The organism is Sphingobacterium paludis, from assembly GCF_004364125.1.
In the GTDB taxonomy this organism is placed as follows: domain Bacteria; phylum Bacteroidota; class Bacteroidia; order Sphingobacteriales; family Sphingobacteriaceae; genus Sphingobacterium; species Sphingobacterium paludis.
In genome coordinates this window covers 221568-247928 of the sequence record NZ_SNZV01000003.1, presented here as the reverse complement: position 1 = coordinate 247928, position 26361 = coordinate 221568, and the positions used below count along the sequence as shown (strand labels likewise).

Sequence of the window (26361 nt, the reverse complement as noted above, 5' to 3'; positions counted from 1 at the left end):
TTAATTAATTGTTAGTTATTACTTTGTTGAAACATCTCTATCCAGTAGTCACCTTTAAAGAAAAAAGTCTTGATAGCATATCGTCTGAAACTATTGGAATTAGTTGCCGATCCATTCTCCTGTATGATCGATCCATTATTCGACACCAGAAAGAAATCGTTGTTGCTCAGATTTTTAATCGTTACCTGATAGCCGAGCTCAGGGTAGCTGGGAAGGGGAATGTTCCCGGGAACAACTCCCGGATTAATAAATACCATCGAGAACTCTTCATTTATAGCTTGCCCAGTGCCCGTGATGGTCTGAAATGCTTTCGCTATTGCTTTAAACCGCGACATCCCGCTTTGCACATATAAAGCGTAATTGTGGTTGCCATTCTTTGCATCCAGTTCCAGTGCTACGTTCGTGTATGGAAACTGCGGATCAGCTGTAGCCACCGTATTGAATATGGAAGCGGCTGCGGATTGTCTTGCCCCAAATTGCTCTTTGTACAGGTTCCATGAGAATTCGCGGCGCTGGCCACGGATGGTTCCATTCTCGCGGAGCATAAAGTATTCAGGTGTCAGGAATACCGATCGTCCATTAACATCCCATGTATCATTTGTACCGACACGAAGAGAATTGGAATCGATCTTAAATCCACCGACCTCGCCTTTAAAAGCTTTCATGCTACCATCTTCCAAAACCTGAAAAGGAGCTTGATACCGATTTGCGGCTGTAGCCCCTGCCCAGAATCTTTGCGAAAGGTTGCCCTGATCTGCCAGTCCGGAAATACCGGCTTTTTCGAAGCCCTGAGAACCGACACTAATAAGCTGCGCAAACAATTTCTCGACGTTGATCTGATAGGCTGAAATCGTATCAGTGACGATCTGACCGCCTGATATAAGTGTGTAGCCTTTGGTTGATTCAAGTGACCTGCGCCCCTCGATCACGCTTGACAGGATCCCAAGATTGAAATACCAATAACCTGCTTCAGCTTCCGTGGCGAATTGCGTTTCCGACAATACCCATTCCCCAGTTAAAGCGGTGCGGCTACACTTAGCGGCTAGGTAATATGGCTTTAATGGATCCAAAGCTGATACCGAAAGCGGCACAAGGTTCCATATATATCCAAGCCCTTCAATCTTGTAGACCTTGTGGATCAACCTGCCACCGCTGATAGAAAATGCATTAGGATTTCCACCAACATTGGTCACGTAGGTTACGCCGTCCAGATCATAGAACATAGATTGGGTACCGAAGAAGCCCACTATTGCTTTAAGCAAAGGCTCCTGCAAGTTGCCATCAGGATCCAGTACCTTACCAATGAACTCATTCAGCGCAACCACGTTCCGGCGATCATTTTCCCACGATGTACGGCTCACCTGGGTTACGACGTTACGCGTCTCCTTGATGTCCTTCTCGACCTTCTGCATTCGATTGTACGTGACCTCGTTCGCTATCTCGGAGGTAAAGCGCATGCCGTTTTCCAGCACCTGTGGGAAATGTCCCGGATAGGAAACCGTGGTTACTCTGATATCGGCATCAAGTCCGATCTTGTCATTCTTTACGTTGATAATATCACCGGCATTTAAAGTATAATTCTGAACCTTTGCGCGATACAGGTCGATTTCAAGCGAATAGCGAACACGAGGCACTTTATTGCTGTCAAGATATTCCTGCGCCTTTTCTTTTAGCTCTGCAAGCGCCGCGTCAACGTACGACTGCGGCATACGAATACCGACAATAGTATATTTATCGCCTATTTCTGCTCGGAACAGGTCGGCAGGAGTTAGCTTACCATTGCTGTCCTTGTTAGCTTCGTAGCGGATCTCCTTGCGTGCATGGTTGTAAGAAAGTATTTTGAAAGCTTGCCCGTTCAGTGCCCCGGAGGAGAAAACGACCTGAGCATCGGTATTTGCGATGCGCTGCCCATTTAGATCGAAATCCAGACCGCTATCAGCAATTACCCAGGTACCTTCATTAATCTGATCAATTCCGCTCACGGTGCCAGTGCGATGCGGATAGATATCCTCATTGCTATACGATCCCTCACGAAGTCCGTAAGCTGCGATAGCTGCTGCATCTTCAAGATGCCCGGGCATGGTGAGCCGTTTCGGTCCATATCCAGCAGGCAAATTCTGAGAACCACCGATAGCGAAAGCGCGGGTGATGATTCTACCGCCGTCGATGTTCTCGCGGCTCAGGCTGTATAGCCCATTACCTTTGCCATAGGAGAAGGAAAGGGCGCGAACCTGACCAACCGTTTTCTTTACGCTGATCACCTTGCCACGGATAATCCATTCGAGTTCAAACAGCTCCGCAATCATGGTAAGGGCATCCCACATATAAACATTATCGAATACGAGCGCTTTAGGCTCAGTCTCGTCAAGTTCGCCCAACGTCCAGCCAGTATCACTTCCATTGACAGAGTCCAAAAGCATAGCCATGTAGTCGCTTAGGTCGCCGAAATACTCCACATAGGTCGTACCCTCATCTTTGAGTAGCCAGCGTTCTAGGTCATGCCGTACACCTTGGAAGATGATGCCGTAAATATTCATTCCATCATGGCCGTACGTAGGTACCAGATTAACGTTCATCCGCTCACCCTTATAGGTGATGTAATCTCCAACTTGGATATCAAGTAGAACAGGTACCGTGAAATCAAATACAAGCTCGTGCGACCCCATCAGCGCATCGCTGAACGTTGACACATTTAACGGTAGCTTTACCGTCTCGACCTGTTTCCTGTATACCTGTATTTCCATTTTTAAAAGTTTTGCGAGTATGCCTCGACATATATCTGATCACCCGATTCCGTTACGATCAAGCTTTCCTCATCAGCGAGCTCAAATACGTTGATCGTCGGGGCGTAATTGTTTTCAAGCGTCAATGTGAACTCTGCGTACAACTTGCCGCCGGTCCATATCGGCGTGAGCGTATTAAATGAAGGGCTATCTATGTAGCGAAGCTTATACGATAACCCGAGCGTGTGGCTTGTTAAGATGAAGCCTTTTGGATCGGATAGGATCGCTAAGAGCGCTGCACGCTTAGCCATAAAGTCTGGAAGATCTTTTGCTTCAAGATAGCAGCTGACATTGTATTGGATTGCTTCGTAAACAGTCGGGCTTAACTCATCAACTTCTTTGCCGTGCTCATTCTTCCAGTCGTATGAATAGCGTTCCTTTGGCTTGGGAAAACGTAGCAGCTGATTGTACAAGGTGCCGCGTTTAAAGTGGATTCCAAGCGCTTCCTGCGTCTTATCGTTAAAACTAGTTCCTAGCATATGCCCCTCCCAAGTTTTTATCAATGTTTTGAAGGTGCTTCACCGCCGTATCAAGCCGAGCAACTGTATTTGCCGTATTGATGTTGATTGCGTTAAGCACAAGAAGCTTGTCATTAGCTACCTGCAGAAGTGATACCTGCGTTTTGTTCTGTAGCTCCATAGCATTAAGCTGGCGCTTCCATATATCATAGCCCGCGCGGAATGTGCCGACAATTTCGGAGCCGGTGGATTCTGTGATGGATTGAGCGATAGATTCGGATTTGAGTGAAGAGCTTTTATTGTCTTCTAGCCCGAGAACCTTTCTCATGTCTTCTATGCGCTTATCACCTTCTGCCCGGATTGCATCCCATTGTTTGCGAAGTTCCTTGCGCTCATTCTCGTCCATTCCGTCTTCGGCAAATGTCGCCATAGTCTCATACCATGATTGCATTTTCTCCTGTAGGTAATCACGTGAAAATTTTTGCATCATGTAGTTTTCCATCACCTTGTCAAAACCATCCGTCCAAGCCTGAGCAGCGTTTTGGCCCTCGTTCAAAAACAATTGGCTTACTTCGCTCAATAATGAAGAAAACGCGTTACCTGTGGTTTCCTCGCGTAGTTTGTTCAGAGTTTCGTCGTAAAGATCTATCTGTGCTTGCAGTTGATCGATAAGTTTCTGCGTATAATCGTCTACGTTGCCCAAATTAGCTTGATATTGCAATGCAGCAAGCTTCTCACGCGCCTTGGTGATATCTTGTGGCAGACTTTCTAGCCGCTGGAACATATCCAAGTTTTCTAGCACGTTATTCGCGCGCCAATATTCCTTCGAGGTGACCGACCAAGACTTTAAAATTTGCTTCTGTGTCTCGCCATTATTTAACCTGCGAAGAATATCATTGGCGAATTGATCGTTGTTAGTTAGCATATAGCGACCGGCCAACTGGTTGTTGATATCTATCCAGTTTGAGCGGATGTTCTCTAAAGATTCAGCATATTTATCCAACCGATCGGCTCCATAGATTTCTGTGATAAGCTCAAGCTGACGTTCAAGTGCCTTTGTAACAGCTTCAGTTACTCTGAGCTGCCGATCGTTTTGAAAATCGTATTGCTGTTGAATTTCTGCGTTAGCCTGTTCCCGCGCTCTATTGAACCCGTTAGAAATAGCAGATCCAAGAGAAAAAAGCGCTCCGGCAATAGCTCCAATAGCTCCAATGGACGACAAAGCCTTCCCGGCTTCATTCAGCGTTCCATTTTCGTTTCGTTGGTTTTCAGCTAGTACCTGTGAAAGTTGCGAAGCTGTACGGAGCATATTTGAGATGGTCTCTAATCCACCATCTAGATTGTCTTTAAATTGAAACGAACTTTGCACCAGCTGTCCGAATCCATCGGTCATCTGTGCAATTCTACTTAGCATCCCCTCGTTAGCAGCTTGCTCGCCTTGATCGAAAAATTCGCTAAAGATTTTTTTTAGATTTGCCTTTTGCTCGTTGCTCGCATCGGTCATACCGTCGATAATCTTGTAGACAGACTCCTTCCCAATCTTGAAAGCACTTGAGAGCAACGTTTGGGAAGATCTCTCAATATTCTCGATAGCTTTTTTGTATTCCGGACTATCTTCTACCTCATCGATGAAAAGCTGCTTTTGCGATTCATCGAAAAGTTGCTTTGCTCTTTTTGCTCTATCAGTTTCTCCCTTAGCCTCTAAATCAGCAAGTTCCTTGTTAAACTTTTCCGTTAATTGTACCCTTTTTTGAGTGTACGTCTGGTATTGGGATAATAACGTGTTGAAGGCACCTTTTTGCTTGTCTCCCTGATCTTTCATTACACTATCTAAAGCTTTGAACAGTGAGGTTTCATTGTACGTCAACCCAATAGAGAACATCTTTGAAATTAATGCTGCATACTCTGCACCAATCTTAGTTAATGCAGTTTTGTATTTTCCATATTGACCGTCCGCGACCTCTTCTCCAAGCTCAAGTTTTAAATTCTCGTATTTGGAGTAGTTCTCATAATCTTGCTGATAAAGCTTAATTCTTTTATCCGTAGCTTGTCGATCTTGAACTGCAGTTATGGAGTTTTGCATGCTAGTATCTAGTCCAACAAGGGATATCCGTTTCCCCTTTGTATCTCTATTGTACTTCTCAATAGCCTTTCGGATCTCAGCGTACTTGTTTTTGACACTTTCTATTTCCTGCTGATCACGAGACATCTGTTTATTTAAATAGTCGGCATCTGCCTTAGACCAACTATCAAGAAGCTTTACTCTTTCATCTTCATCCCTCTGGATTTGTTTCCGAAGTTTTTCAGCTGCAGATTCTTGCTTTTTAGACGATTTAATATTCATGTCGTCATACAGCTTTTGCCATTTATCGACTTCTTTCTTCGCCTCCGCACGCTTGGCATCGCCGACTGAATTTTTGTAGACTAGATTAGCATCTTCCAGCTTTTCTTGAACCTCTGCCATGGAGAAAATGCCTTTTGCTTGACGCGCTTGAATAGCCATTTCGGAAGTTACCCCACGTGCATAAGCTAAAGTTGCTTGTATCGCCTGCTGCTGCTCAATCAAAGGCTTTTGTAGTCTAGCTAGATAATCATCGGGTGTCTCACGTTTCAAAAGGCTTCGATCCTTTTTGCTGTCCTCGTAGAGTTTTTTGAATGCGGGACTGTCAATAGTAAGGTTTTGGATATTCTTATTTACTTCTGATAGCTGCTTTTGCGAATTGTCTATGAAACGTTTTCTTGCATCATCACTATAACCTTTGATAGCTTCAAAACTGTTTTTATAGGCCTCCGTAAGTTTTTCGACATTATCGGCATTTGGCCTACCAGGCACGAAGAAATCAGTAATACCTTCAGCGAGATTCTTTTTGAAGTTAGCCCACGTTACCGAAAGGCGATTTGTTTTTTCAGTTAACCCCTCGACTGCAGTTCCGGATTTAGCCATCTCGCGTTCGATGATGTTGCCTACGGAGGCCGCAAAATCGCCGGTTTTGCTGATTTCGTCATTTAGCTCGACAGCGGAAATACCTAAATTATCCAGAATCAGTTTGGACTTGCGACCTAATCCCGTAACAAATGAGTTTACCAAATAATCAACACTCTGTCCAGTTTCTGACGCCCGTCGAGTAGCGAATTCCAACCCTTTTGCCAAGACATCCATGGGGATACGGAAATTGTCCGCATTGACAGCAAGTTTCATTAACTCTAGATCCGATACGGTGCCTCGGGTCGCAGTGCGAAGCTTTTCTAAACCGCGAGTATCCCCGATTTTCGCAAACCTCAGTTCTATACCTTCAGCTTCTCTGGCAATGTCATACAGCTCTTTACCAAAAGCAACAAGCTGCTGCACAGAGAAAGTGATGCCTAAAGCGCCGGCAATACCTCTTGCGGATCCCAACAACGAAGAAATGCCTTGACCTCGGGTTCCGTTTAGCGCGCGGTTTAGCCTTTCAATTTCCTTAACTAGATCCTGATATTCTTTACGTAGCTTGCCACCAACGTTAATATTTTCCCTTTGGGCACGGGAAAGGTTATCATATTTGAGTTTGAGTTGAGTAAGCTTAGCCGTCTTTTCTGCAATAGAGCCAATAGTTTTACGCTCGACAGTCTCTAAGCTGTTCAGCTCTCTTTTGGTCTCAGCTATTCTACCTTTAACTGCATTTTGCTGCACCATAAGTGCTTTGGTGGAGTCGGTGTATTGCTTCTGGGTGATGTCACCATTTTTGAAAGCAGCAGTTACCTCCTTTTGCGCAGCGGCGATATCCTTGCTTTCCGTTTCTAGCTTTAAAAGGGAAGTTGTTAAGTATTTAGTTTGCGAATCAACACCTGAATATGCGGATGTAGCATCTTGAAGAAGCTCCTTATATTCTGAAGAAAGACTATCAAGAACCGATTTTTGCTTTTGGCCTTCTTGTGCAACAATTTGCCCGGATTGACTTACGCTATCAGTAAAATGCTTCTGATTTTCATTAAGCGCTTCTAATTTATCACTAATAGATTTACTGCTTTTGGCGTATTGCTCATTGGTAATGGACCCGGCCTTCAGCTTTTTGTTAAGCTCATCGAGTTCAGAATTCAGTTCGGCAATTGCCTGCTTGTTTGCCTTTGCGAAGGCTTCATTTACAGATAGGGTTGGCAAAGGTGAACCGCTCCCAGCGCCGTGTGCCCCAGCAAGCTCATTCAACGTGTCTTGTGCGGTAAACTTGGGCGTAGTCTGTTTTTTAGCCTCATCAGCATATGATTTTAGTTCCGCTTTGTTACTACGAATCTTTTCTGAAAGCTGGTCGCGAAGGCCATTTAATTGAGCAGTCTTATTGATATGGTCCTGCTCCGTGGTGATACCATCACGGAACTCCCTGTTAAGCTGGTTTTGCTCATTCCGGATCTTTTGAAGGGCAAGTTCAGCTTTTGCTATCTCAGAATAAAAATCTTTAGATTTATTGGCGAAAGCATCAAACGCAGTAGTAGCATCGTCAAGGATAGATTTGTATTGGCCAGATGCTTTGGCAGCAGCTTTTTGAGCAGACGTATTTCCTACACCACGGCTGTTAACATCCTGAATCTTTTTCAAGAAGGAATCTAAATTTTGCTCAGCCTCTCTGCTGTCAAATTCAGCCGTAAATTTTAGCGGTTTACCATCAAGCTCGATAGCCATTATTTATCCTTTTTCTTTCTGCCTTTGAATCTTGCGGCTAAATCTTTACTTGTTAATTCTGCAGGAGGCTCTATTTTGTTGCCATCCTTGTCGTATTGCGGTACGCTCATATTCAGCATAATTAGATTTTGATAGCTGACTGACCAAAGCACTTCACTAAATGTTAGCCCCCAGTATTTCATTGCGTTTCCGACAATCTCCCAGTAGTTTATTTTGTACGTACCGGGCTTTCGCTTTCTTCGGGGGCTATTATCTCCTCCGTTTTGAGGCTCATCCCGTTTATCGAGATGATAGAACTTAGAAAAGAATCTGTATCGATACTAGCTTGGACAAATAGCAGGAGGTCGTTCAATTCCACTTGGGACAAATTGCGTATCTCTCTAAGCATCCATTTAGGCGGTACAGATTCTTTATTATTCAGAACGATCGCTATGGCCATAACTAAGGCATCGATATGTTCACTAACCAAAAGCTGCGCTCTTGTCTTTGAAACGTCCTTCGCAATCTTGTCAATGTCTAGCTTTAGAGCATATTTGCTGTACAAGCCTCGGGCGCCTAATGTTATTGGTTTCACGTGAACAACTCGCACATTAGGGCGAACTTTGAATCTGAATAAGAGCTTTTCGAACCAGTTCCGCGGTTCAAGTGTAAAAGTAAATTCTAGCGGCTTCTCAGCGAAGCTTTCGAAGATTTTATTATCGTTCATTGCACTTTGTAGGATATAATTTATATAATTCTTAGTTATATACAAAAGCCCTTACAATATCTTATAAGGGCTTCTTTAGCACATCAACTATTTTTAATCTTCCAGAGGTTCCTCTATTAAGATATCACCCAACTCATGATCTTGTGCCGTAATTGTTAATGTAATAGTCGCTAACGCTGATTTTGACAATGCCCATGTGATTAGCGCAATTACGTATCCATTGGGAATGTAGATCTTGTAATCATCCAAAGTCACAAGTTCAAGTGCCTTTGTGATCTCTACAGTTTCCTTTCTTGCCCAGCGTTTTCCTACTTGCGCCGTCGCGGGAGTGACGGTACCACCTTTCAATGCGGCAATGTTATCCGCGGATACATCGTACAGCTGAACTGTAAATACGGTTGAGCCCTCCGCCGTTTCTATTCTTCGATATATGCCTTTTTTCTGCTCGATACGCACATCTTCGGTTGTCGGTTCAGACTCCGTTACGGATGCAGAATCAATCTGCGCGTCTTCCAACTCTGTAAAAGCCGCTGGTAAAGCGTTTGGAAGAACATCAGCTATGCCGATCCGCTTTAATCCTAAACTTGATTTTTCTACTGCCATAGCTATAGATTTTTAATAGTTAATTTTACTCTGTTGTTAATTATCGTTTGCTCCGCTTCGGGAAGAATGATTTGATTGACCAGCTCGACCAGAACATGCTTCTTTTTATCATAATGCCGCTTCAATACAATCTCGCTGAGCGCCGAAAGGACTTTAATGCGTGTCTGGTCGGGGATATCCATCATTGTTACCTGTCGTCCATCAACAATGTTGGTGTACTTTGGATTCGGGATGTATATGTTAACTGGAAATATCCCGGTTTGAAGTTCCTCGAAATCTCCGTTCAACACATTCACAGTTATATCTTCCAAAGCACTATTTGTAGGCCGGAAGTATCGTCTGACTGTGCCTTTAATCCCATTTTTAAGCGAGCTAGTCCATATGAGATTAAACAAATGATCCAATGCATCAGCTGCTGTCATACCATTCTTTGTAATAGTCGAGCAAGCATCATAGAGCTGCCCGTGATAACCCATTTATTGTCTTTCGCCTCAACGTAAGAGGCGTAGTCTTCTCCTGCGATAAGCATCATTCCTATGCCAGATGGCGGTACGTTTTCCTCAGCGACCTTTTTACCCTTCGCTAAGCCTTCAGATCCATCGCCCATTAGCTTAAAATTTTCGTGGATGATAAGACCATCTCTAAAAACGATTGTCCCAGATGAACTTCGCAAATTGTAAGAATGGTTCATGTAGTCTGCATTCGTTCTAATGTCCTCCGCAATAGTGTCAGCAAGAGATACCAATATGGAAGCGACCTTTTCAAGCATCTTTAGCTTATAATCGGCAATCTCCTTTTTGACCTCAGAAACATCGAACTTGGGCTTTATTAAGACAGCCATATCCTAGTGACTCTTTGCCCACGTTCAAAATATACGACCTCACCTTCCCCAAAAACTTCGTTCGTGTCGTTAACTGTGATCTTCACCAAGGTATTGAGCGGCAGAGCATCAATTGATTTCTCTGTAAACACTAAATACGAATATTCGAGGGCTACACCTCCTTTCACAAGCCTCTGCCCATCTTTTGTACCGCTTTCCGCTCTACACGAGGCAGTGATGTCTCGCGTGTTAGACTCCGGGAAAATCATGTTTCCATTTCCATCTTCGTAGGGAGGTATGCTTTCTAATATCGAAGCATGTAGCGTATGAATTCGTTTTCTGATCATCGGATCCGGCTTATGTCTTTCACACTTACGGAGCTCGTCAAGGCTTTTAGAATATCACCCCGCCCGTATTTACGAGCTAAATAAAGAAGCCTGTCACGCATTAGCTTAGCATCCTTTGAGGTGCTGTACTGACTTTCTGATTCCGAAGTAACAGCTATTGACTGAAACAACAGGTCAATAGTACTTTTTTCTACGATAGGCAGCAAAGCAGCACTGTAATCGCTTGCGCCGTCAAGGCCAGCGTTTATCAAAGCGAGCTCTACTGCTTTTGAATCTACCTCGATGCCAAGAAACTGCTGAAAGGCTTCTTTAATGGTCATGCTACTCTCCCTTAGTTTTAACGATACGAATTGACTTCGCAGCTTTGAAACCAGGGAAAGCATTCCACTCAGCTTCTGTGATCTCAGCTAATGGTTTACGCTCTCTCCAGCGTGATAACAAGATGTTGTCAGAAACGATGTACTCAATACCGTTCACAGGATTTAGCTGTTCATCAGCCAAAGCGTTATGAATAACACCAAGTTCACCGCCTGGAATGAAGATCGCATTGTCAGCATTCCAAGAGCTGAAGCTAGATTGAACACCATCAGTCTCCACAGCCGCTTTGTCGTCCACGATTTCAAAAGTTGGCAATAGGTTTTCTTCCAGTGCAGAATTGACGTTAACTAGCGTAGGCACGTATTTCGCACCACTGTTTCCGATGTATGCTTTTACATAATTCTGAACGGACTTATTGGTAGAGATCTTTCTCCACAAAGAGCGAGTGATCAAAATCTTGCTGATCGGTTGTGCGTCCGTAGCATCTTCTGCTGCTTGTGTCTCCCGATTGATGTCAGCGATGATATCGTGATCAGGATTCGCCCAATCTCCCGACGCAGGCGTAATGTTCGTATCCTTGATTACAGGCACATCGAAAACAATACCGTCTGGATTATTCGTGGTGTCGATTGTCACACGGCCGGTAGATAGGCCTTGTTTTACCATACTGTCAACACGACGGGCGACAGAGTTACGGGTGTATAGGTAATCATCGATCATGCTTGTGATGATCGAAGTAAGGCGTTGTGAACCTGAAACAGATGGAGAAGTCAATAGCAACTCGATATTACGTAGCTCCTGCGCATTTAATTTACGTCTCACACCGATTGCAGGCACTTCGCCTTTTAACTTTTCGATCCCCTTACGAGCACGTAAAGTAAATTCAGATTCACGGCTGATTACGGATGCTAATGACTCGATGCCATCTTCTCCGATGACAGTGGTAAAGTCGAGTGAGACACTCGGCGCTTCCGTTCTAAAGTACCGCTGGTACCAAGTAGGAGCGAAGCGCGTATTGTTTGCTTCTAAGATTACATCAGGGGTTAATCCCTCAGCAGCCAAAAACGCTAATAGTTTTGATTTTTGATATTCCATTATCCCCTAATTACTTTGTTTGTGAAAAAATGACGTTTGGCAATGCTGCTTTAGTCGCTGCTGAAACGAAACCGATACGTCTCGCATACACCATACCCCCGACAACCGCTGTTACTGGATGCACATTCCCGGCTTTGACCTGCACAGGATTGTATAACAAAGCGTTGCCATCACCTGAACCGATTTTATTGCCTATTGCCTCAGCTTTGCCATAGGCGGCGGCCAGCTCCACTACATCGTGTGTCGTTTCGGCTTTGTTGATAGCGGAAATGGTTTTGCCATTTACCTTGTCACCCACAGCAAGCGGATGACCTTTGGCGACTTCGATTGATGTATCAGCGGTGACGATCGCTTTTGTCACTACGGCCGTTTTTACAGCGACTGCGGTGCGTGCAGATTCGTCAACCATGATAACCGTACCAGAACCGATGATGGCTCCGTCTGGATATCCTGAAACATTAAGTGTGAAACCACCAGTCAGCACTTGCAATGATTTGTCGTGCTGAAACACCGGAATACCGGCGTTATAAGTTTCTCTTTGAACGTTGAACATTGATAATTCCTCCTTAGTTGGTTTTGTTGCGCTCGTTTTGAGCTTTCAGGTTTTCTAAGACCTGTTTTCCTGTAGCAGTCAATGTCTTTGACGCTTCAGGGAGTGCGCCGCCAGCATTAGGTTTACCAGGTGATCTTTCGTTCGCGTTTTGCTTTACGTGATCTTTGTTGAAGGCTTTGAGATCCTCCATTGCGCTGTCAAACTCTTCTTCTGTTTGTGGCTGCCATTTTGTTACCAAAGTGGCGTTTTTGATACCGTTAGCTTCTGCTAGCTTCTCCCATTTCTGCGTAAGCGAAAGGGAATTATTGTGCTGCAGAAGCTGATCGATTTTCTTTTCCAACTCCGAAATCTTGTCCACTTGTGGCGCAGGAATCGCTGGATTTGGATTGTTTGGTTGTGGATTAGGATTAGGCGACGTTGGGTTCTTTTTCTTGTATTCGTTGATGTAACGGGTATTCTCCGATTGCATCAAAGTGAAATAAGGCTTAGCCCCCTCTATAGCCGCTGTAATATCTTCATCCGTGCTTTCATCTGACAGGCTTGCACTGAGGTTTGTCGCCAACCCTTCAACTGTCGTCGTTCCGAACCCATTACTTGCAACTAATGGTTTCAGAACTGCTAAAACTCGCTCTTGAATATTCATGCGTTATGATTATGTTTAAAATCGTAGTCACAAATTTCCGCATGTGAGAGAGAGCGAACGAATTTCGACCGCCTTATTAGGTGCTAAGAATATTTTGTATTATTAATTGTAAAAGAAAAAGCCTCCGAGTGGAGGCCTTTATTATTTCTTTAATGCTTTTTTGATCTTGCTAGTGTAGACTTGGATAGGTATTACTTTGTCTACTTTGGCACCGTTGATCTCGAACTGCAGGACTGCGCGATCAATCGGCAGCTTGCCATTCTCTTGAAAGTATTTGTTTGCCTTCCGGTAATCGAAAAGGACTGCGCTATTGATAGCACACTTTAACACCACTTTAGACTCCGGAGCTATTATAGTAGGCGGCGATACGCTATTAGCTTCCTTTACTTCAATACCCAGCATTTGTGCAGTCGCTCCGCTGGCATCCTTAACAGGAATGGTTTCTTCTGATATTACGTAGTAGGAGCTGGGCCATTGAAATGATATGGCTTTATCTAAGTTGTTACGAACATTGAAGTAAACGTAACCCATGCCTACATCTTGAATAAAGATCGATAACTCTTCATCAGTGTGCGTGAACTCTTTGGGGGCCTTCCCATCGAATGCTAAGCTAACGCTGCCGATGTTTTGGCCGAATTCTTGAGCGCTCGCCGTAATCGAAAAAAGTAGGACAGTTAATATGTGTATTATCCTCATATTGATTATCATAATCTATATCGGCAAATGTAATGAAAAGTTTAGGAATACGTTTTTTTTACATTAAAAAGGAAAGGAGTCTAAATCATCTATTAGCGTAGGTTATCAGCTACAAAAATATTACCATTAATAATTCTATTTGGTGCTTTCGAGTTTTATTATTAACTTTGGGTAATATATAATTAAAACATGGACATATATGGCATAAACAACATTACAGGGGTCTCTAAATCTTTAGAAGTTTTAGAGAAACAGCTTGAAGGCTTGAAAGCCTTCCAGAAGATGGACCTAGCTAAATATTTTGAAATTACTGAAAATCATTTTGATTTATTAGTATCCACTTACCAACTATCTGATCTTATATCTTTTGAAGACAAGATTGAAGATTTGCTTGAGTCGGTAAGGAAACACGGTGTAAAATTTCAAAAGCCTTTTCTTTTGACCATTATTCGAAGAATCAACCGGAGGATAGAGCGTCTTAGGAAGAAGATATCAAAAAGGTTCATTGACTTTAGGATAGAAATAAGAACATTTGCAAAAAAAGTAACAAGAAGAAATACGGAGGAAGAATTAATTAATGTGGTACTTGAAATATTAAGAGAAAAAAAATTATTACAAACTCACATTAATTACGTATGGAAAAAAAACTTGTTTTGGTCATATTAGACCAACTTCTAAATGCAGATGACATAACTGAGAATCGAAAAGAAGCTTTAAAAATTGTTCGAGATGAGGTAGCAAAGTCAGGAAACAGAATTTCGAAAGAAAAGATGATGGATTATGCTATACGAATATCAAATATTCTCGCCACAATCTGGAAGTTTCTGGAATAGAGATAACAACTAAATGAAGATTGGAAATACAATCAAAGGATTGAGAAAATCCCAGGGGCTTAATCAAAGCGAACTTTCTGAAAAAGCTGGAATAACGCAAACGGCACTTTCACAAATAGAAGGGAATAAAAAATTCCCAAGCCAGAATACACTTGAAGCTATCAGTGCCGCTTTAGGTGTAACAAATGCGGCGATCTATATAATGTCTGCTACTGTTGACGATGTTCCTGCAGAAAATAGAGAAACCTTCAAAAAGGTCTATCCAAGCCTCAAAAATATGTTGGAAGAGCTGTTTATTTCGTAGGCAGCTCTACCGACATATCAATGCAGCTATTTTAAACCCAATTTTCTGGACATCGTAGCATAACACCTTCATACTCTATCTCAGCATCTAATAGACACTTTTTGAATCTATTTTCAAATCTCCCCAAATCAATTCTAGCATCGCATGCGTCTTTTAAAGTAACAGAGTGTCGATTGGGAGGAAAGTGCACGTATATTTTATGGTTTGGGTCGATTTCTTTAGCAAGTATTATAGCTGGCTCTAAATCACTATCTCCACTAACAATAATTGATGTGTCACACGAATTATTAACAATATTTCTAATTAAAGAAATTGCGATGTTAACGTCTGTCTGCTTCTCCTCAAAGGTAGTGAATGATTGCCCGCCAAAAACAACCTCCTTTTGAAGAAATTTTCCATAAATCACCTCAAATTTGTCACTTCTGCTATTAGCTTTTAAGAACGCACTTTGTCTATTTTTCTTATCCTGATGCGTGGGTCTAGCAGTACAATAGTAGATTTTATTTAATACTTGGTTTTCTTTAATAAAGCATTCGAAAAACTTCACAAGATCTAACCAGTAAAATTTTCGCCACTGCATACTCTTTAGTCCATAGTAGAAGTTGAATCCATCTATGTAGACATTAACTCTAAATTTATTGTCATTGGCCATAATAAGGTAAAAAAAAAGCTCCCAATATTCCGGAAGCTGGATCCAACGACGCATTGCGCTGGAGGGGTTTGTGTTATTAACAGCAAAGTTAATACAATGTTGTCTATTTCCATAAAATATTTTAAAATAAATTTTGTCGACTTGGGATCGGTTGCTAAAAAACATCACCGCTGGAAAAAAGGACGATGAAATTGGGAAAAGAATAAAACCCTGCGCCCTCGGTCAAGCATTTATGACCCCTTATTGCTTACTTACTTTGCTCAACCCAACTCGTGGGTAGTGATGTTTTTTGTTGCAGGTGTGGACAGACTCGAACTGCCGGTGTCGGACTTGGAAACCGATGCCTTACCAACTTGGCTACACACCTTTTTTGCCATTTCTAGCGATTTCTTTTTCTGCCGCGGAGATAACGCCATAACTCCCGATAGATGATTATCCCAATGGGGATAACGAAGATGATCAGGATCACGAAAGCATATGTATACCTCATGGCTTCACTTCCTCGCTTCAAGTATCGGTATTCCCGCTTCTGTAGGAACATAGATCTTGTCGCCCTTGCTGTTCCTGATCGCATCGATCTGCAGATACTTTAGATACTCGCTGTTCCCTTTGAGTGATTCGCCAATGATCTTGTTTGCCTCAGCTACTCCTTTGGCGCGCTCGACTTCCGCCTGGGCTTCGGCTTTGGCGATCTTGATCTTTGCCTCCGCTTGCAGCGTTGCGCTCTCGTTTTCCGCTTTAGCTTGTTCAACCATGGCTTTCTTGGAGTTCTCAGCTTCGACCAGCGTTGCCTTTCCGTTGTTTTCCGCGTCTTTTAATCGCTGCTCTCGGGAGAAATCATAACACGATGTTACAGACATCAACAATGCGCATAGCGCGAACATTAAACCTACTCTTTTCATGTTAAAGAACTAATTAGTGAGCGGAGCAGGAGGGAATCGAACACCTCGCAACCAACATAACCACATAACCGAAAGGGAATCATCCTTCAAGTTTTACGAGCGACTAACTTCAAATGTGATCACTGCTCCAAATTGTGCCGGTCTGTTCCCGGCTGTCAACCTATCCTCAGTAATAACCTATCTACCGAAATCGCCTTTTTACTGATCCATCTACGTCTTTCCGTATATCGTCAGATAGCATCGATTAGAACTTACTTTCAGTATCCATCTGTCTATGTGCGTTGAGGGGCGCGCAGGAATCGAACCTACCTCCTCTAACACGGTTGTACTTCCCGTAGTCACCCGGCCAAGCGCCCCAAAAATGCCCGTCTTTCCGAGTTGTCAACTACTAAACTTTCCTATACCGCTCGGTTTGCGTTTAGTTAGATTCTACGGTAAAATCCGCGCAAATCAGATAAGCATATCCCGACTACTTATCTGGCATAACCAATCCGGGGTTGAGACAGGAGCCGGATTCGAACCAGCAACTATTTTCGCCTGTGTCGGTAGTCGTCCTGTCTTACTTGTCAAAGGGGGTCGTCTTTTTCCCAAGCAGTGGAGCCGTTACAATAGCCACAATCCGATAAGTCTAGCAAAACCACCATCTACCCCAATGATTTTACCGCGTCTACCGTTTCGCCATCCTGTCAAAGTATCGGTCTATTCCCGATCGTCAAGCCTATCCGTTGTGCATATCTGCGCACGGGTTGCGTTTCCGTGGAAAAGAGTGGATTCGAACCACTGTTTCAAGGCCTCCCCGTAAAACGGATCTCAGGTATCTTGCGTCCTAGCCTCTAAACGACTTCCCCAAATGTACCGCGGGAAACGGGGAGGATCCCGCGGGTACCAAACCAATTATTAACCTAAATTATGAACTATACTAAAAGACGGAATCGAACCGTCAAAACAAGGGACACAGAAAAAGCCAACCAGACCTTTTTAGTTTAACCGCGTGGAAAGAGCAGGATTCGAACCTGAAGTTGCGTGCTATTAGGATACTATTCACACGTCACGGGCGTTTCAACTTATAACCCTCATTGCGTCTACCAATTCCGCCATCTTTCCAACTGAACACTGGGTGTAGCGCTATCCGCCATCATTTCGCGCTTACTCTGCCCATTTCTACGTAACCGAACAGCAGACGAAGGCTTTACACCCAGTACTCATTTAAAATTTCAAATAACTTAAAAAAGGCAGGGGTCACACCCACAAACATAATCACCATGTCTAGAACAATGCTATGTTTACCATTATTAGCCTTTCTACCTCTCTGTCCATCACGTTTCGCCGTTGCTACTTTGTCTCAGTCCATATCAGGGTTTTGTACAATGTACCAGAATCGAACTGGTGTTTTTAGGCTGAAAACCTAACGTCCTAACCCCTAGACGAACATTGCAATTGGCATACTATTACAGATTTCAAGCCGAATACCATAAAGGTCTTACATCGGAACGTTCTTCACGTTGTGGTATGCCAGCACTTTAGAATTGCAAAGAAGCGACCGTCGCAGGTAATAGGATGTGTCCACCCTTGCACAAGCTTTATGCGCCCTTATTGCGTTTTGATTCACTCACCCTTTCGGGAACGGCCGCTGATGCGATTCGTCCAATCGACTACGTGTCGTTAATCTTCTCGAACTTGGACTATCTTGATGTCTTTCGATACTTCAAAGGTAAAAAACAATATTTATATATGCAATAAAAACTATATAAATATTATAATTATGCGTTATATTTTAGGTTCAGAAACTGGCTGTGCTTCCCTGACCATCTGCAGATCCTGCTTTGTTTCCTCAAGGATCTGCTCAAGCTCTGCCTCGACATCCGAAACCTCGCCTAATATAGTCATGGCAGTCTTCCGGCTCAATAGCTTTGATGATACCATTTTCGATACGTCACCGATCAATTCAGTCTTGTTAACTGGCAGCGCATCTTTGAACTTGATTGATGGCATAATCCCTTCCATATCTTGAAACTCGGCAGGAGAGAAACTGATCAACATCTTTTTAATAACATTCAACCGACGCACGAGCATTTCCTTTAATCGCTTTTGATTCTTGTTTCCCTTCAGCTGTGGCCCCATAAAAAGGAGCCGCAAAGCGATGCCGCTGGTGCCGTTGCTCATGAGCTGCGACATTGTATTAAAGCTGATGTCAGGTGTATTGGTAATATCGAATTGCTCCTGCTTCAGTTTATCGAATTCCATCTTCTTAGAATCGACCATTGCATCCGGCTGGGCGAATGAAACGCTACCGCGACCACCGTTTTCGCCTTTGACCTGCATGACCTTGGCCACTTCACCTTTGGATGGTAGGCTTTCCGCTTCACCCTCTACAACCATTGTAGGATCACCGTAGTAGTCGTTCGTATCGGCAAGGTTTGACACATTGTTTTCTTCGCGGTCGGCTAATGGCTGGATGTTCGCCCACTCTGGACGCTTTTGCGAATGGTAAACGATTGGGAGAAACCCATAACCCTCTTTTTCTTCGATTTCCCAATCTGCACCATCGGCCTGACTACCTAATAGGATCTTTTCAGAAGTGTAGAAGTCGAAATGCATAGTTTTAGTGTCGGTAATGGGATTAACGGTCTGATAACCTCGCCCAAAAGCGATAAGGCCATCGTGCTCATCCCACACAGGAAAGATGTCATCACCGTTTTCTTTGCAAAGGAGCATCATACCGGGACGGCGTTCGCTTCCTTCCAGCGGCGTGCCCTTCCAGTAATCCTTGTCAATGAAGTCATACCAAAGCTCCGCGCAATGTGTCTCGATCATCCGACGCTCGACAATATCTTCTGTCTTGTAGGAAAGCTTATTGTCTGTCCACACCTTCTGAATGAGCGCAAAGAAGTTCTCTTCGTTTTCCTCTCCATTGAAGTCAATGGAAATGTCCGAGCCGCACTCAAAGAATACAGCCGACTGAACGATCTGCTGCTGCCGCGCGAGCTGCAGGCGGTTTACCTCGACCTCTTCGTATTCTGAGGAGTTTCTACGTTCATTCGAAATAGCATCGTCATACTCTTCCCCCTCAAATTCAAGTTTTCGGTTCTCGCGGATGGCCGGATCGTTAACGTCGTGCAAAAACGGATCATACTGCCGCATGGCCTGTTCCACGGTCATTGTTTTGGAACCAAGCTTTATAATTCGCTGGCCTTTGCTAATAACTTCATACAGGGCTTTGTATTCACCCCCTAATAATTGTTGTAATTGTTCTAGTGTCATCGTCTTACCCTTCTTTTAGGTGATCGTACGGCCTGTGCCGCTCGTTTAGTTTTCTGTTTGGCGTGAGGATCGTTTTTCGTTAAGAAATCGAACGCATAACGTATTGCGTCAATTGAGTGATTCCACTTATCAATTGGAATACCTGCTTTTTTATCATTCCAGATGTAGTTTTTGAGCTCCGTGCGAACGTTTCGGCTTCGCGGCGTGTAAACTATGGTGTAGTCGGCCATCTTAAGTAGCGACGCATTTACGGAGCCGGGAGCTTTCCAGCATTCCACAATATTTACTTTTCCCTTCTTGATGTCCGCTATCAATCGATCCTCCGCGCTATCACCCACAACCAAATCGTTCGGCAGCTTGATACGGGATTTGTTCAGTTCAATGATGTCGTTCGTTCCTAGATGCTTCGTATCGTAATACTCCTCGTCGACATGAATAAGCATCTTCTTACGATCCACAGCCACACGTATGAGCGTATCCGGATCGACAGAGAATCCGTAATCCTGTCCGTAACAGTAGGGGAGATACTCGTTAAAATCTCCTTCCATCGTTTTGGGAAGAATAACACCTTCTTTGATGTCTGCCCACCGACCGATGACAACGTTTGCGTACTTCGTCATTTGGAACTTGGAGCGGTCAAAAACGCCCTTGGCATCCGTTGCCTGCGCGATCGACTCTTGCTTAATCTGCTCAATGCGCTCCAAGAAGTTATCCGACAGATTTTCTACGTTGTCGAGATAGCTCGTATGGATGTGCAGCACATTTGGGTGTGTCGATATCTGAACATCAACGCCATCGATCGTTACAATCTTGTGCGTATCCTTGATGTACTGCTCGTAAACGAAGTGGGAGTCGTCCGTAGGGTTCATTATCAGGATGATCCTGTTCTGTATTCCCTTTTGACGAATGGAAAGCATCAACTTTTCGTAACTATCAAAGTCGGTCCATTCCTCCATCTCATCGCCAACAAACGTTGTAAGACCTTGGATTGACTTTAGCTTAGCTGTTTGATTCCCGGATCCTGTCTTAATACCGCGGAACATGATCGGCACTTTCGAGAACTTATTGATGATGTTATTCTTTTTGATCTCGAAAAAGTCACTGGTACCTTCCAAATCGATCTTCTCCTGAAATTCTGGAATAACAGAATCGGCCGCTGAGGACATCGTGTAACGGGAGAAAAGAATGCTGTGCCCTTTCTCAAAACTCAATCTTTCAAGGAACAAAGAGCCGTTGAACGACTTTCCGGAGCCACGGCCGCCAGTGATCAGGATAATAAACTTATCCGTGTTCTCATAAATGGGAACGTAAGGCTTAGCGACCTTTATTTTAGGACGCGTCCTAGTTATCTTCCTCTTGCTCGCCGTCGAGACCTTCTTCGCTATCGTCTTCGTCTGTGTCGTCATCTTCATTGTTGGCTTGCAACCATGTGGCAATGTTTATGCTGCCGTTGAGATCTTTGCCGTTTGTTGTGACATCGAGCTTTTTACCATCAATAACTTTTTTGCGCCATTCCTCGTCATTATTGAATAGCCAGGTGCTTAGAGCTTGTGCATTTGGAGCAAGCTCTTCCGTTGTTTCCAATACGACCATTCCGTCAGCATGGATATCCGATTCATCATCGAAACGGCTAGGAATCTTTCGGGTAGTCGTCTTGCGCTTTAAGCCTCCCAAGGCGACCGCAAGATATTTTTGCCGAACAGCTGAATTGATTTTGGCTCGCCCGCGCGCTAAGGCTTCGGAAATGTTATCGTACTTAGATTTAAGTTCACAGAAATAGGTAACATTCAAATCCAATTCAATAGCTATTTCGCGGTCGGTCATGCCCTTCTTTGCGTAGTTCTCACATGCTGCGGAAAAGCTTTCGCTTTCATATTCGTATTTGTTGTCTGCCATATTACCACCAAACTATACCACCGTAGACAGCCCAAAACACAAATAACAACAACAATGTAGGCAATGCCGTAAGTATTCCCCAATCTTCGTATTCGTCAAACTGTCGAACTATCCAAATGATAAATAAAATCGTCAATACGATCATCAAGACTAAATGCCATGAAAGGGTTATTATCATATCTATTTGTATTTAATTATCTCTTTTACGGGTTCAAACTATTGTAAACCCATTTTTTTATTCGCATCCGGCTGTCTTGACATCTCAAAATCGTACGCATCGTGCTGTAATGATCCGCAGGCGATGTGATACAAGGCCAAATTAGGCTTTAACGTGATGTCTGTGATGATCCATTGCTCTTGATTGGAATCGGTTTTTAAATACACGATATCGCCAAAAGTGTACTCTGTAAAATGTTGATGCATCCTTCTTTTGCATATAATTGTTATAACCGTCCGTTATATCCGTGCCGACAACTAAGAATTAAATAGCCTCTCTGCGACCTCTTCGCCTTTAACGATCTTCTCATACAGATCCTTTCCCATGGCCTCCATAAATTCAGCTTTGTTCTGGAACGAGTCGAAAGATAGGAGAAGGACCGGCTCACCTTCCCAACGGTCGTCAACTTCATTGCTGTACTTTTCTTTCTTCGCTTTGATTTCTTCTTTGCTAGCTGGTGGGGTCAGCTTCGATGCTTTTTCCATAATGTCCGTAAAGTCCACTGATGGTGACTCGAGCTGCAACATCGTTAGATCGATGTCATCCAGTCCGGCTAAGATTGGATCAATATCACCGATGATGTCGGCCATTAGATCCGCGTCGAATTCACCCTGTACCGATTTCGAGTTAAGGAAGATGTTTTGCTCTTTTTCCTCTTTGTCGTTTAAGGTGACTTTTTCCACGGTGATGTCATAGTCGCTTTTCGGGTAGTGGTTGATCTCGTCCAAGATTGACACGCGCTGGTGCCCACTTACGAGGTTTCCCGATAACTCATTCCATACGATGCCGCCCATAATGCCCACACGTTTGATGTTTGCTTTGAGCTTCTTTCTTGCATCAGCAGATAGCTTGCGTGGATTATAGTCAGCCAGCGCGATCTGCGAACGCTTGAGCGTTATTGATTCTGATGATTTATGCTTGTTGGTAATCATGTTCAAACATTATTGATTCAGCTTGGGGAAACTCTTTTAGGACTTTAACGTAATCGCCTGGTGAATACTTCCGGCACCAAAGCAAGAAATTTATATCAGCAGGCGATACGCCCTGTGATTGATGCTTCGGGTCATACACTGTAGGACGCGGCAGTCGCATCTTATCGATGTATGCAAGCACATGTTTGTTCGTCCATCCCTCAATCGGGTAGACGTTTTTTGTTTTCGCATTATAGCCCGGCGTTCCCACCTTATCCAATCCCATCATCATAAGGCGGCGCTGTAGTCCGTCGGTTCTCTTAAATCCGAAGCAAGCCCATTCGATCCCCATTTCGGTTTTTACATCCTGCGCGATCTGTGCCAGTGTGCGGCGCTTTAACTTCTCATGGCCGCGATATCCAAGATAGCTGTTCTTTTGATAGCCATACAGAGCGAAATGCGGCCTTTCGATGAACTCGATGTTCTGGTACCGTGCCTGGTGCACCTTCTTGAAAGCTTTGATATGAGAAAGGTCTTTGACCGTATAGAGGTAAACACTTACCACTCGATCAAAGACCTTGGAACACATATCTGTTAGCAATATAGAATCTTTGCCGTTCAGTGAGCTGAACAGTACAATTTGATTAGTCTGGTGCCTAATCTGATTCAATATTTCTAACGGCGTCATTATCGGGTAACTCTACGAATTCCGGTTGGTTGACGCATGTCACGACGTGCTGCCGTGTTAACTGGGGTAACGGTTCTTACGCCACTGTTTGATGTGCTGATCCTGTATCTAGGCCTTGCACTTCTTCTTCGTTGCTCTGCTGTTTCTGCCATAAGTTATAAAGTACTAGAAATTCCTTTCCAATACCTTACCAAGCTCTAGGACAAAACATTCATCACCTTTTTCGAATCCTTCTGGAATTACGTTCTGAAATTCGACGATATAAATATCTTTCAATTCAACTACTGCGGTCTTACGGCTCTTGTGATATCCTACGGCTAAGATGATCTTGTCGATAGGTTTCCGGAACTCGTATTCGCCGTCTTTGTTCTTATCAAAGAACATCTTGAAATAATGATCGCTTAAACTTCGATATTCTTCGATCTTTTCCCCCGACAGGATCTGATTAAAAAATACTTCCTTAATGATCAGAACAGGTGTTTTTTGTGTTTTACTCATAAAAAGCTAGTAAGGCTTTGAAGTAACAAATTTACCCCAAAGCCATATATATACAGATTTTAACGCCTGATAATAAAGCTACATAATATTTTCGACGCTTATCTTATAGCTAAAGCGAACATGTTATTAACAACGTTTTTTGTATTATTCGTGATTTTTCGCTGCCAAGCGCCATTGAATCTTGACCAGTTAAAAGAATTACGCTTTAGACTGTCGATTACTTGTCTAGATGGTTTCTCATCGTGCTTTACTTGGATCCTATCGTCAGTATAATTTACAATGACGATGCCGCCATCAATTTGATATTCTTCGTTTGGGCGTTCCGCTTCTTTTGCAATGTCAACAGCAACTTCTCGAAGATTCCACACAGAGTTACGGCTAGTGATGATAGGCTTTTTCTGAGAGGAATTTAGCTCTTCAAGAAGTAATAGACATTTTTCAACCAACTCTTTTTCACCGTTTTTTGCAAGACGTTCAATTTTACCTGTAATGGAAGAAACAAATAGCGCACGGTTATAGGGCTCAGTACCGTTATCTATATCCACAATGACGGCGGCAGAATGTATAATATCCTTCTTCAACAACTCGAACTTCTCATCCCTTTTTTGGGATTCGGGCTTGCTTCGCTCAATACGTTTTTGGATTGAATTTTGTGTTTTATCGCGCCATTCTTGAAACGCCTGGTATTTATTATGTTCTGAGTTTAGCGCTTTTCTGTTTCGTTCTACTGGAAAATTAGCTGGCCCTGTTACCATAGACGATGCTGTACGACCTTTCGCGCTTAGCCAATCTGAATATAGCCTAATATATTTGTCTGTATACCAATTGTGGTCTTCTTTGGGTAATAGATTCAAATCAGCGTTTAATTCAGCAATATGCTCGTTGATGTTCATTCGCGCAGCTCGATCTGGATTCATCGAAGTCCAAGTGTGAGCCAGTCTTGCTTTATCGTAAAGTGAAAAAATTGGTGATAGCGTCAGCTCGTAGATATCATAAAGAAACGCTTTTACCGTGCCGAACTCACTAAAATTCTTGCCACCTGCTACCTTTTCTTTGACGTACTGATTTAAAGATCTGCCCACGGGGATGTCCAGGTTGGTCATCCTGTTAAACTCGTGTGTCACGATATCGCCGTGATTCAATACAGAGTCGATGATGTAGTCTGCGAAATCATCGCAGTTTTTAAATGATGTATTCATGTGTGTGTTACTTTTAATAACACAAATATAGTTTTATTATACTATATATCCAAATAAAACTATATTGATTTATTCATCGAGGAACTCATTTATATTATCACGTAGTTCTGTTAATACCTTTTTTGCAGCTTCGACATCATGGGGAAGAATACGCTGGGTGCCGCTTCCAATTACATATTGTTTTATTTTATTCGTGAGTTTGTTCCGAGCAACATCCGCCGATAGATTCGGGTACATTTTAACGGCTAGCTCTTTCCGCACTAAGATGGGATTAGCTTCTAAAAATTCTTTTAGCTCCATAGATACAAATATATGCAAATGATACTATATTAATCAACAACTTTAAAAAAGTGTGTGCGGATCAGTGTGTATAATTCAGTTGACTTTGATAAGTTGCTGGTCGACAGATCCAATCAACCCTGTTTAATAGCCTGCTCGGGGCTACAAAACAAAAAAGTGCTATCCCTAGCACTTCCTCCTTTCTCCAATTCCTCTCCAATCCTTACTACATATCAGATCCAATCGATTATGGATACGTCGTTCTCACTTTGCTAACTTTCCAGCCGTCCTGCTCTTGACTCAAGGTAATATAATCTACACGTGTGAAGTTTTCGAAAGTCATCGTGGCTTTAGCCATGCATACTTTCCCACTCTGATCTAAAATCTCGTAACTCGTCTCGCAATTGTAGGTTACACCTTCATGCGCTTTCAAAAAATCCGTGTAGGCTTTTTTATCGAAGCTGTCCTTATTGGCGCCGCTGCTGTATTCAAAGTCCTCGGCGAAAAGGTATCTGTTAAGCGCCACGCTACCAAGTGTGGTGGCTTCCAAATAGCTTTTGATGACGGCAGTCGATTCGACGTTCTTCAAGGGATTTGCTTTTTCGGCTGCGAAGGAAGCAAACGAACTAATCATGATAAATGCTGTGGCGATGGTTGTTATTATCTTTTTCATGGTTGTATTGTTTAATATTTTAATTTCTTATTTCCTATTTGATACCTCAAAGGTAGGATGTTAGGCCGTCCAGCCGAATAGCAATTAGACGGAGCGCGGATGTTTCTCGGTAAATGCGATGCTTTATTCGGTAAATGTTTTGAGGAAATTCGCCGACCTCTAGAAAGAAGCGATTGATGCGGACAAAGCTGATTAGCGAAAGATTCCATATGCAAAACGAGCCAACAGAAGTTATCTGCTGGCTCGTCTATACGTCATTGTGCGGATGTGGGCTCTCTTGTCGTGTATGCGGATGATGAGCGGTTATCATGATATATGATAAGGATTTCGATGATCCTTTTCTTCATCCGTGTCCGGATACGATGTTCGCCG

General features: G+C 43.3%; 29 protein-coding genes and 5 tRNA genes. 2 read left to right on the top strand and 32 right to left on the bottom strand.

What is annotated here, in order from left to right; translation table 11 throughout:
• Nucleotides 1–11: 11 nt before the first annotated feature.
• From B0I21_RS07110 to B0I21_RS07045, 14 genes are all read right to left on the bottom strand, one after another.
• Nucleotides 12–2744 (bottom strand): phage tail protein, encoded by a 2733-nt coding sequence (locus tag B0I21_RS07110; RefSeq protein WP_133639777.1) that lies wholly within the window; start codon nt 2742–2744, stop codon nt 12–14.
• Nucleotides 2745–2746: 2 nt separating this feature from the next.
• Nucleotides 2747–3262, bottom strand: coding sequence for a hypothetical protein (locus B0I21_RS07105; protein WP_133639776.1), 516 nt, complete (start codon nt 3260–3262; stop codon nt 2747–2749).
• Nucleotides 3249–7895: a hypothetical protein gene (locus B0I21_RS07100; RefSeq protein ID WP_133639775.1), complete on the bottom strand. Its 4647-nt coding sequence runs from the start codon at nt 7893–7895 to the stop codon at nt 3249–3251. Before B0I21_RS07100 ends, B0I21_RS07105 begins: the two co-directional genes overlap by 14 nt.
• Nucleotides 7895–8077, bottom strand: a complete 183-nt coding sequence (locus B0I21_RS07095) for a hypothetical protein (protein ID WP_133639774.1) — start codon at nt 8075–8077, stop codon at nt 7895–7897. The genes B0I21_RS07100 and B0I21_RS07095 overlap by 1 nt, the downstream gene beginning before the upstream one ends.
• Before the next feature lie 26 nt (nt 8078–8103).
• Nucleotides 8104–8601 carry a hypothetical protein gene (locus B0I21_RS07090; protein WP_133639773.1) on the bottom strand — a complete coding sequence of 166 codons (498 nt, stop codon included), beginning with the start codon at nt 8599–8601 and terminating at the stop codon, nt 8104–8106.
• 93 nt (nt 8602–8694) lie between these two features.
• Nucleotides 8695–9204 (bottom strand): hypothetical protein, encoded by a 510-nt coding sequence (locus B0I21_RS07085; protein WP_133639772.1) that lies wholly within the window; start codon nt 9202–9204, stop codon nt 8695–8697.
• Nucleotides 9205–9206: 2 nt separating this feature from the next.
• On the bottom strand, nt 9207–9626 hold the full coding sequence (locus B0I21_RS07080) for a hypothetical protein (RefSeq protein WP_133639771.1): 420 nt from the start codon (nt 9624–9626) through the stop codon (nt 9207–9209).
• Nucleotides 9623–10045: a hypothetical protein gene (locus tag B0I21_RS07075; protein ID WP_133639770.1), complete on the bottom strand. Its 423-nt coding sequence runs from the start codon at nt 10043–10045 to the stop codon at nt 9623–9625. The genes B0I21_RS07080 and B0I21_RS07075 overlap by 4 nt, the downstream gene beginning before the upstream one ends.
• Nucleotides 10033–10371, bottom strand: coding sequence for a hypothetical protein (locus B0I21_RS07070; protein WP_133639769.1), 339 nt, complete (start codon nt 10369–10371; stop codon nt 10033–10035). Before B0I21_RS07070 ends, B0I21_RS07075 begins: the two co-directional genes overlap by 13 nt.
• Nucleotides 10368–10691, bottom strand: a complete 324-nt coding sequence (locus B0I21_RS07065) for a DUF6706 family protein (protein WP_133639768.1) — start codon at nt 10689–10691, stop codon at nt 10368–10370. The genes B0I21_RS07070 and B0I21_RS07065 overlap by 4 nt, the downstream gene beginning before the upstream one ends.
• Nucleotide 10692: 1 nt before the next feature.
• A complete protein-coding gene (locus tag B0I21_RS07060; protein WP_133639767.1) occupies nt 10693–11784 on the bottom strand; it encodes a major capsid protein in 1092 nt (363 codons plus the stop codon).
• A gap of 10 nt (nt 11785–11794) precedes the next feature.
• Nucleotides 11795–12337: a hypothetical protein gene (locus B0I21_RS07055; RefSeq protein ID WP_133639766.1), complete on the bottom strand. Its 543-nt coding sequence runs from the start codon at nt 12335–12337 to the stop codon at nt 11795–11797.
• Between the two features lie 13 nt (nt 12338–12350).
• Nucleotides 12351–12980: a hypothetical protein gene (locus B0I21_RS07050; protein WP_133639765.1), complete on the bottom strand. Its 630-nt coding sequence runs from the start codon at nt 12978–12980 to the stop codon at nt 12351–12353.
• Nucleotides 12981–13121: 141 nt separating this feature from the next.
• Nucleotides 13122–13676 (bottom strand): hypothetical protein, encoded by a 555-nt coding sequence (locus B0I21_RS07045; RefSeq protein WP_133639764.1) that lies wholly within the window; start codon nt 13674–13676, stop codon nt 13122–13124.
• Between the two features lie 189 nt (nt 13677–13865).
• Between B0I21_RS07045 and B0I21_RS07040 the strand changes: the two genes are divergently transcribed.
• Nucleotides 13866–14342, top strand: coding sequence for a hypothetical protein (locus tag B0I21_RS07040; RefSeq protein WP_133639763.1), 477 nt, complete (start codon nt 13866–13868; stop codon nt 14340–14342).
• Nucleotides 14343–14522: 180 nt separating this feature from the next.
• Nucleotides 14523–14813 (top strand): helix-turn-helix domain-containing protein, encoded by a 291-nt coding sequence (locus tag B0I21_RS07035; RefSeq protein ID WP_133639762.1) that lies wholly within the window; start codon nt 14523–14525, stop codon nt 14811–14813.
• 31 nt (nt 14814–14844) lie between these two features.
• On the opposite strand, the gene B0I21_RS07030 is transcribed toward B0I21_RS07035, so the two are convergent.
• The 18 genes from B0I21_RS07030 to B0I21_RS06970 form a co-directional block, all read right to left on the bottom strand.
• Nucleotides 14845–15519 (bottom strand): NYN domain-containing protein, encoded by a 675-nt coding sequence (locus tag B0I21_RS07030; protein ID WP_166637793.1) that lies wholly within the window; start codon nt 15517–15519, stop codon nt 14845–14847.
• Between the two features lie 241 nt (nt 15520–15760).
• Nucleotides 15761–15832 (bottom strand) — tRNA-Trp (locus B0I21_RS07025).
• A gap of 127 nt (nt 15833–15959) precedes the next feature.
• On the bottom strand, nt 15960–16367 hold the full coding sequence (locus B0I21_RS07020; RefSeq protein WP_133639760.1) for a hypothetical protein: 408 nt from the start codon (nt 16365–16367) through the stop codon (nt 15960–15962).
• Nucleotides 16368–16651: 284 nt separating this feature from the next.
• Nucleotides 16652–16724: transfer RNA gene (locus B0I21_RS20055), tRNA-OTHER, on the bottom strand.
• 400 nt (nt 16725–17124) lie between these two features.
• Nucleotides 17125–17215 (bottom strand) — tRNA-OTHER (locus tag B0I21_RS20050).
• A 144-nt stretch (nt 17216–17359) separates the two neighbouring features.
• Nucleotides 17360–17471, bottom strand: a tRNA-OTHER gene (locus B0I21_RS20045).
• A 259-nt stretch (nt 17472–17730) separates the two neighbouring features.
• A tRNA-Glu gene (locus B0I21_RS20040) sits at nt 17731–17802 on the bottom strand.
• Nucleotides 17803–18134: 332 nt separating this feature from the next.
• Nucleotides 18135–19628, bottom strand: coding sequence for a phage portal protein (locus B0I21_RS07015; RefSeq protein WP_133639759.1), 1494 nt, complete (start codon nt 19626–19628; stop codon nt 18135–18137).
• Nucleotides 19625–21040, bottom strand: coding sequence for a PBSX family phage terminase large subunit (locus tag B0I21_RS07010; RefSeq protein WP_243835972.1), 1416 nt, complete (start codon nt 21038–21040; stop codon nt 19625–19627). The genes B0I21_RS07015 and B0I21_RS07010 overlap by 4 nt, the downstream gene beginning before the upstream one ends.
• Nucleotides 20970–21524, bottom strand: coding sequence for a hypothetical protein (locus B0I21_RS07005; RefSeq protein ID WP_133639758.1), 555 nt, complete (start codon nt 21522–21524; stop codon nt 20970–20972). Before B0I21_RS07005 ends, B0I21_RS07010 begins: the two co-directional genes overlap by 71 nt.
• 1 nt (nt 21525) lies before the next feature.
• Entirely contained in the window at nt 21526–21702 is a 177-nt protein-coding gene (locus B0I21_RS20035; protein ID WP_166637792.1) for a hypothetical protein, read from the bottom strand.
• A gap of 38 nt (nt 21703–21740) precedes the next feature.
• Nucleotides 21741–21947 carry a hypothetical protein gene (locus B0I21_RS07000; RefSeq protein ID WP_133639757.1) on the bottom strand — a complete coding sequence of 69 codons (207 nt, stop codon included), beginning with the start codon at nt 21945–21947 and terminating at the stop codon, nt 21741–21743.
• A gap of 51 nt (nt 21948–21998) precedes the next feature.
• The gene (locus tag B0I21_RS06995; RefSeq protein WP_208292282.1) at nt 21999–22673 is read right to left on the bottom strand and encodes a ParB N-terminal domain-containing protein; all 675 of its coding nucleotides are present in this window, start codon (nt 22671–22673) and stop codon (nt 21999–22001) included.
• On the bottom strand, nt 22654–23340 hold the full coding sequence (locus B0I21_RS06990; RefSeq protein ID WP_133639756.1) for a phosphoadenosine phosphosulfate reductase domain-containing protein: 687 nt from the start codon (nt 23338–23340) through the stop codon (nt 22654–22656). Before B0I21_RS06990 ends, B0I21_RS06995 begins: the two co-directional genes overlap by 20 nt.
• A gap of 165 nt (nt 23341–23505) precedes the next feature.
• Complete coding sequence (locus B0I21_RS06985) at nt 23506–23838, bottom strand: ASCH domain-containing protein (RefSeq protein WP_133639755.1); 333 nt, start codon at nt 23836–23838, stop codon at nt 23506–23508.
• A gap of 98 nt (nt 23839–23936) precedes the next feature.
• Entirely contained in the window at nt 23937–25037 is a 1101-nt protein-coding gene (locus B0I21_RS06980) for a hypothetical protein (protein WP_133639754.1), read from the bottom strand.
• 69 nt (nt 25038–25106) lie between these two features.
• Nucleotides 25107–25337, bottom strand: a complete 231-nt coding sequence (locus B0I21_RS06975) for a hypothetical protein (protein ID WP_133639753.1) — start codon at nt 25335–25337, stop codon at nt 25107–25109.
• Nucleotides 25338–25563: 226 nt separating this feature from the next.
• Nucleotides 25564–25989, bottom strand: a complete 426-nt coding sequence (locus B0I21_RS06970; RefSeq protein ID WP_133639752.1) for a nuclear transport factor 2 family protein — start codon at nt 25987–25989, stop codon at nt 25564–25566.
• Between the last annotated feature and the right edge of the window lie 372 nt (nt 25990–26361).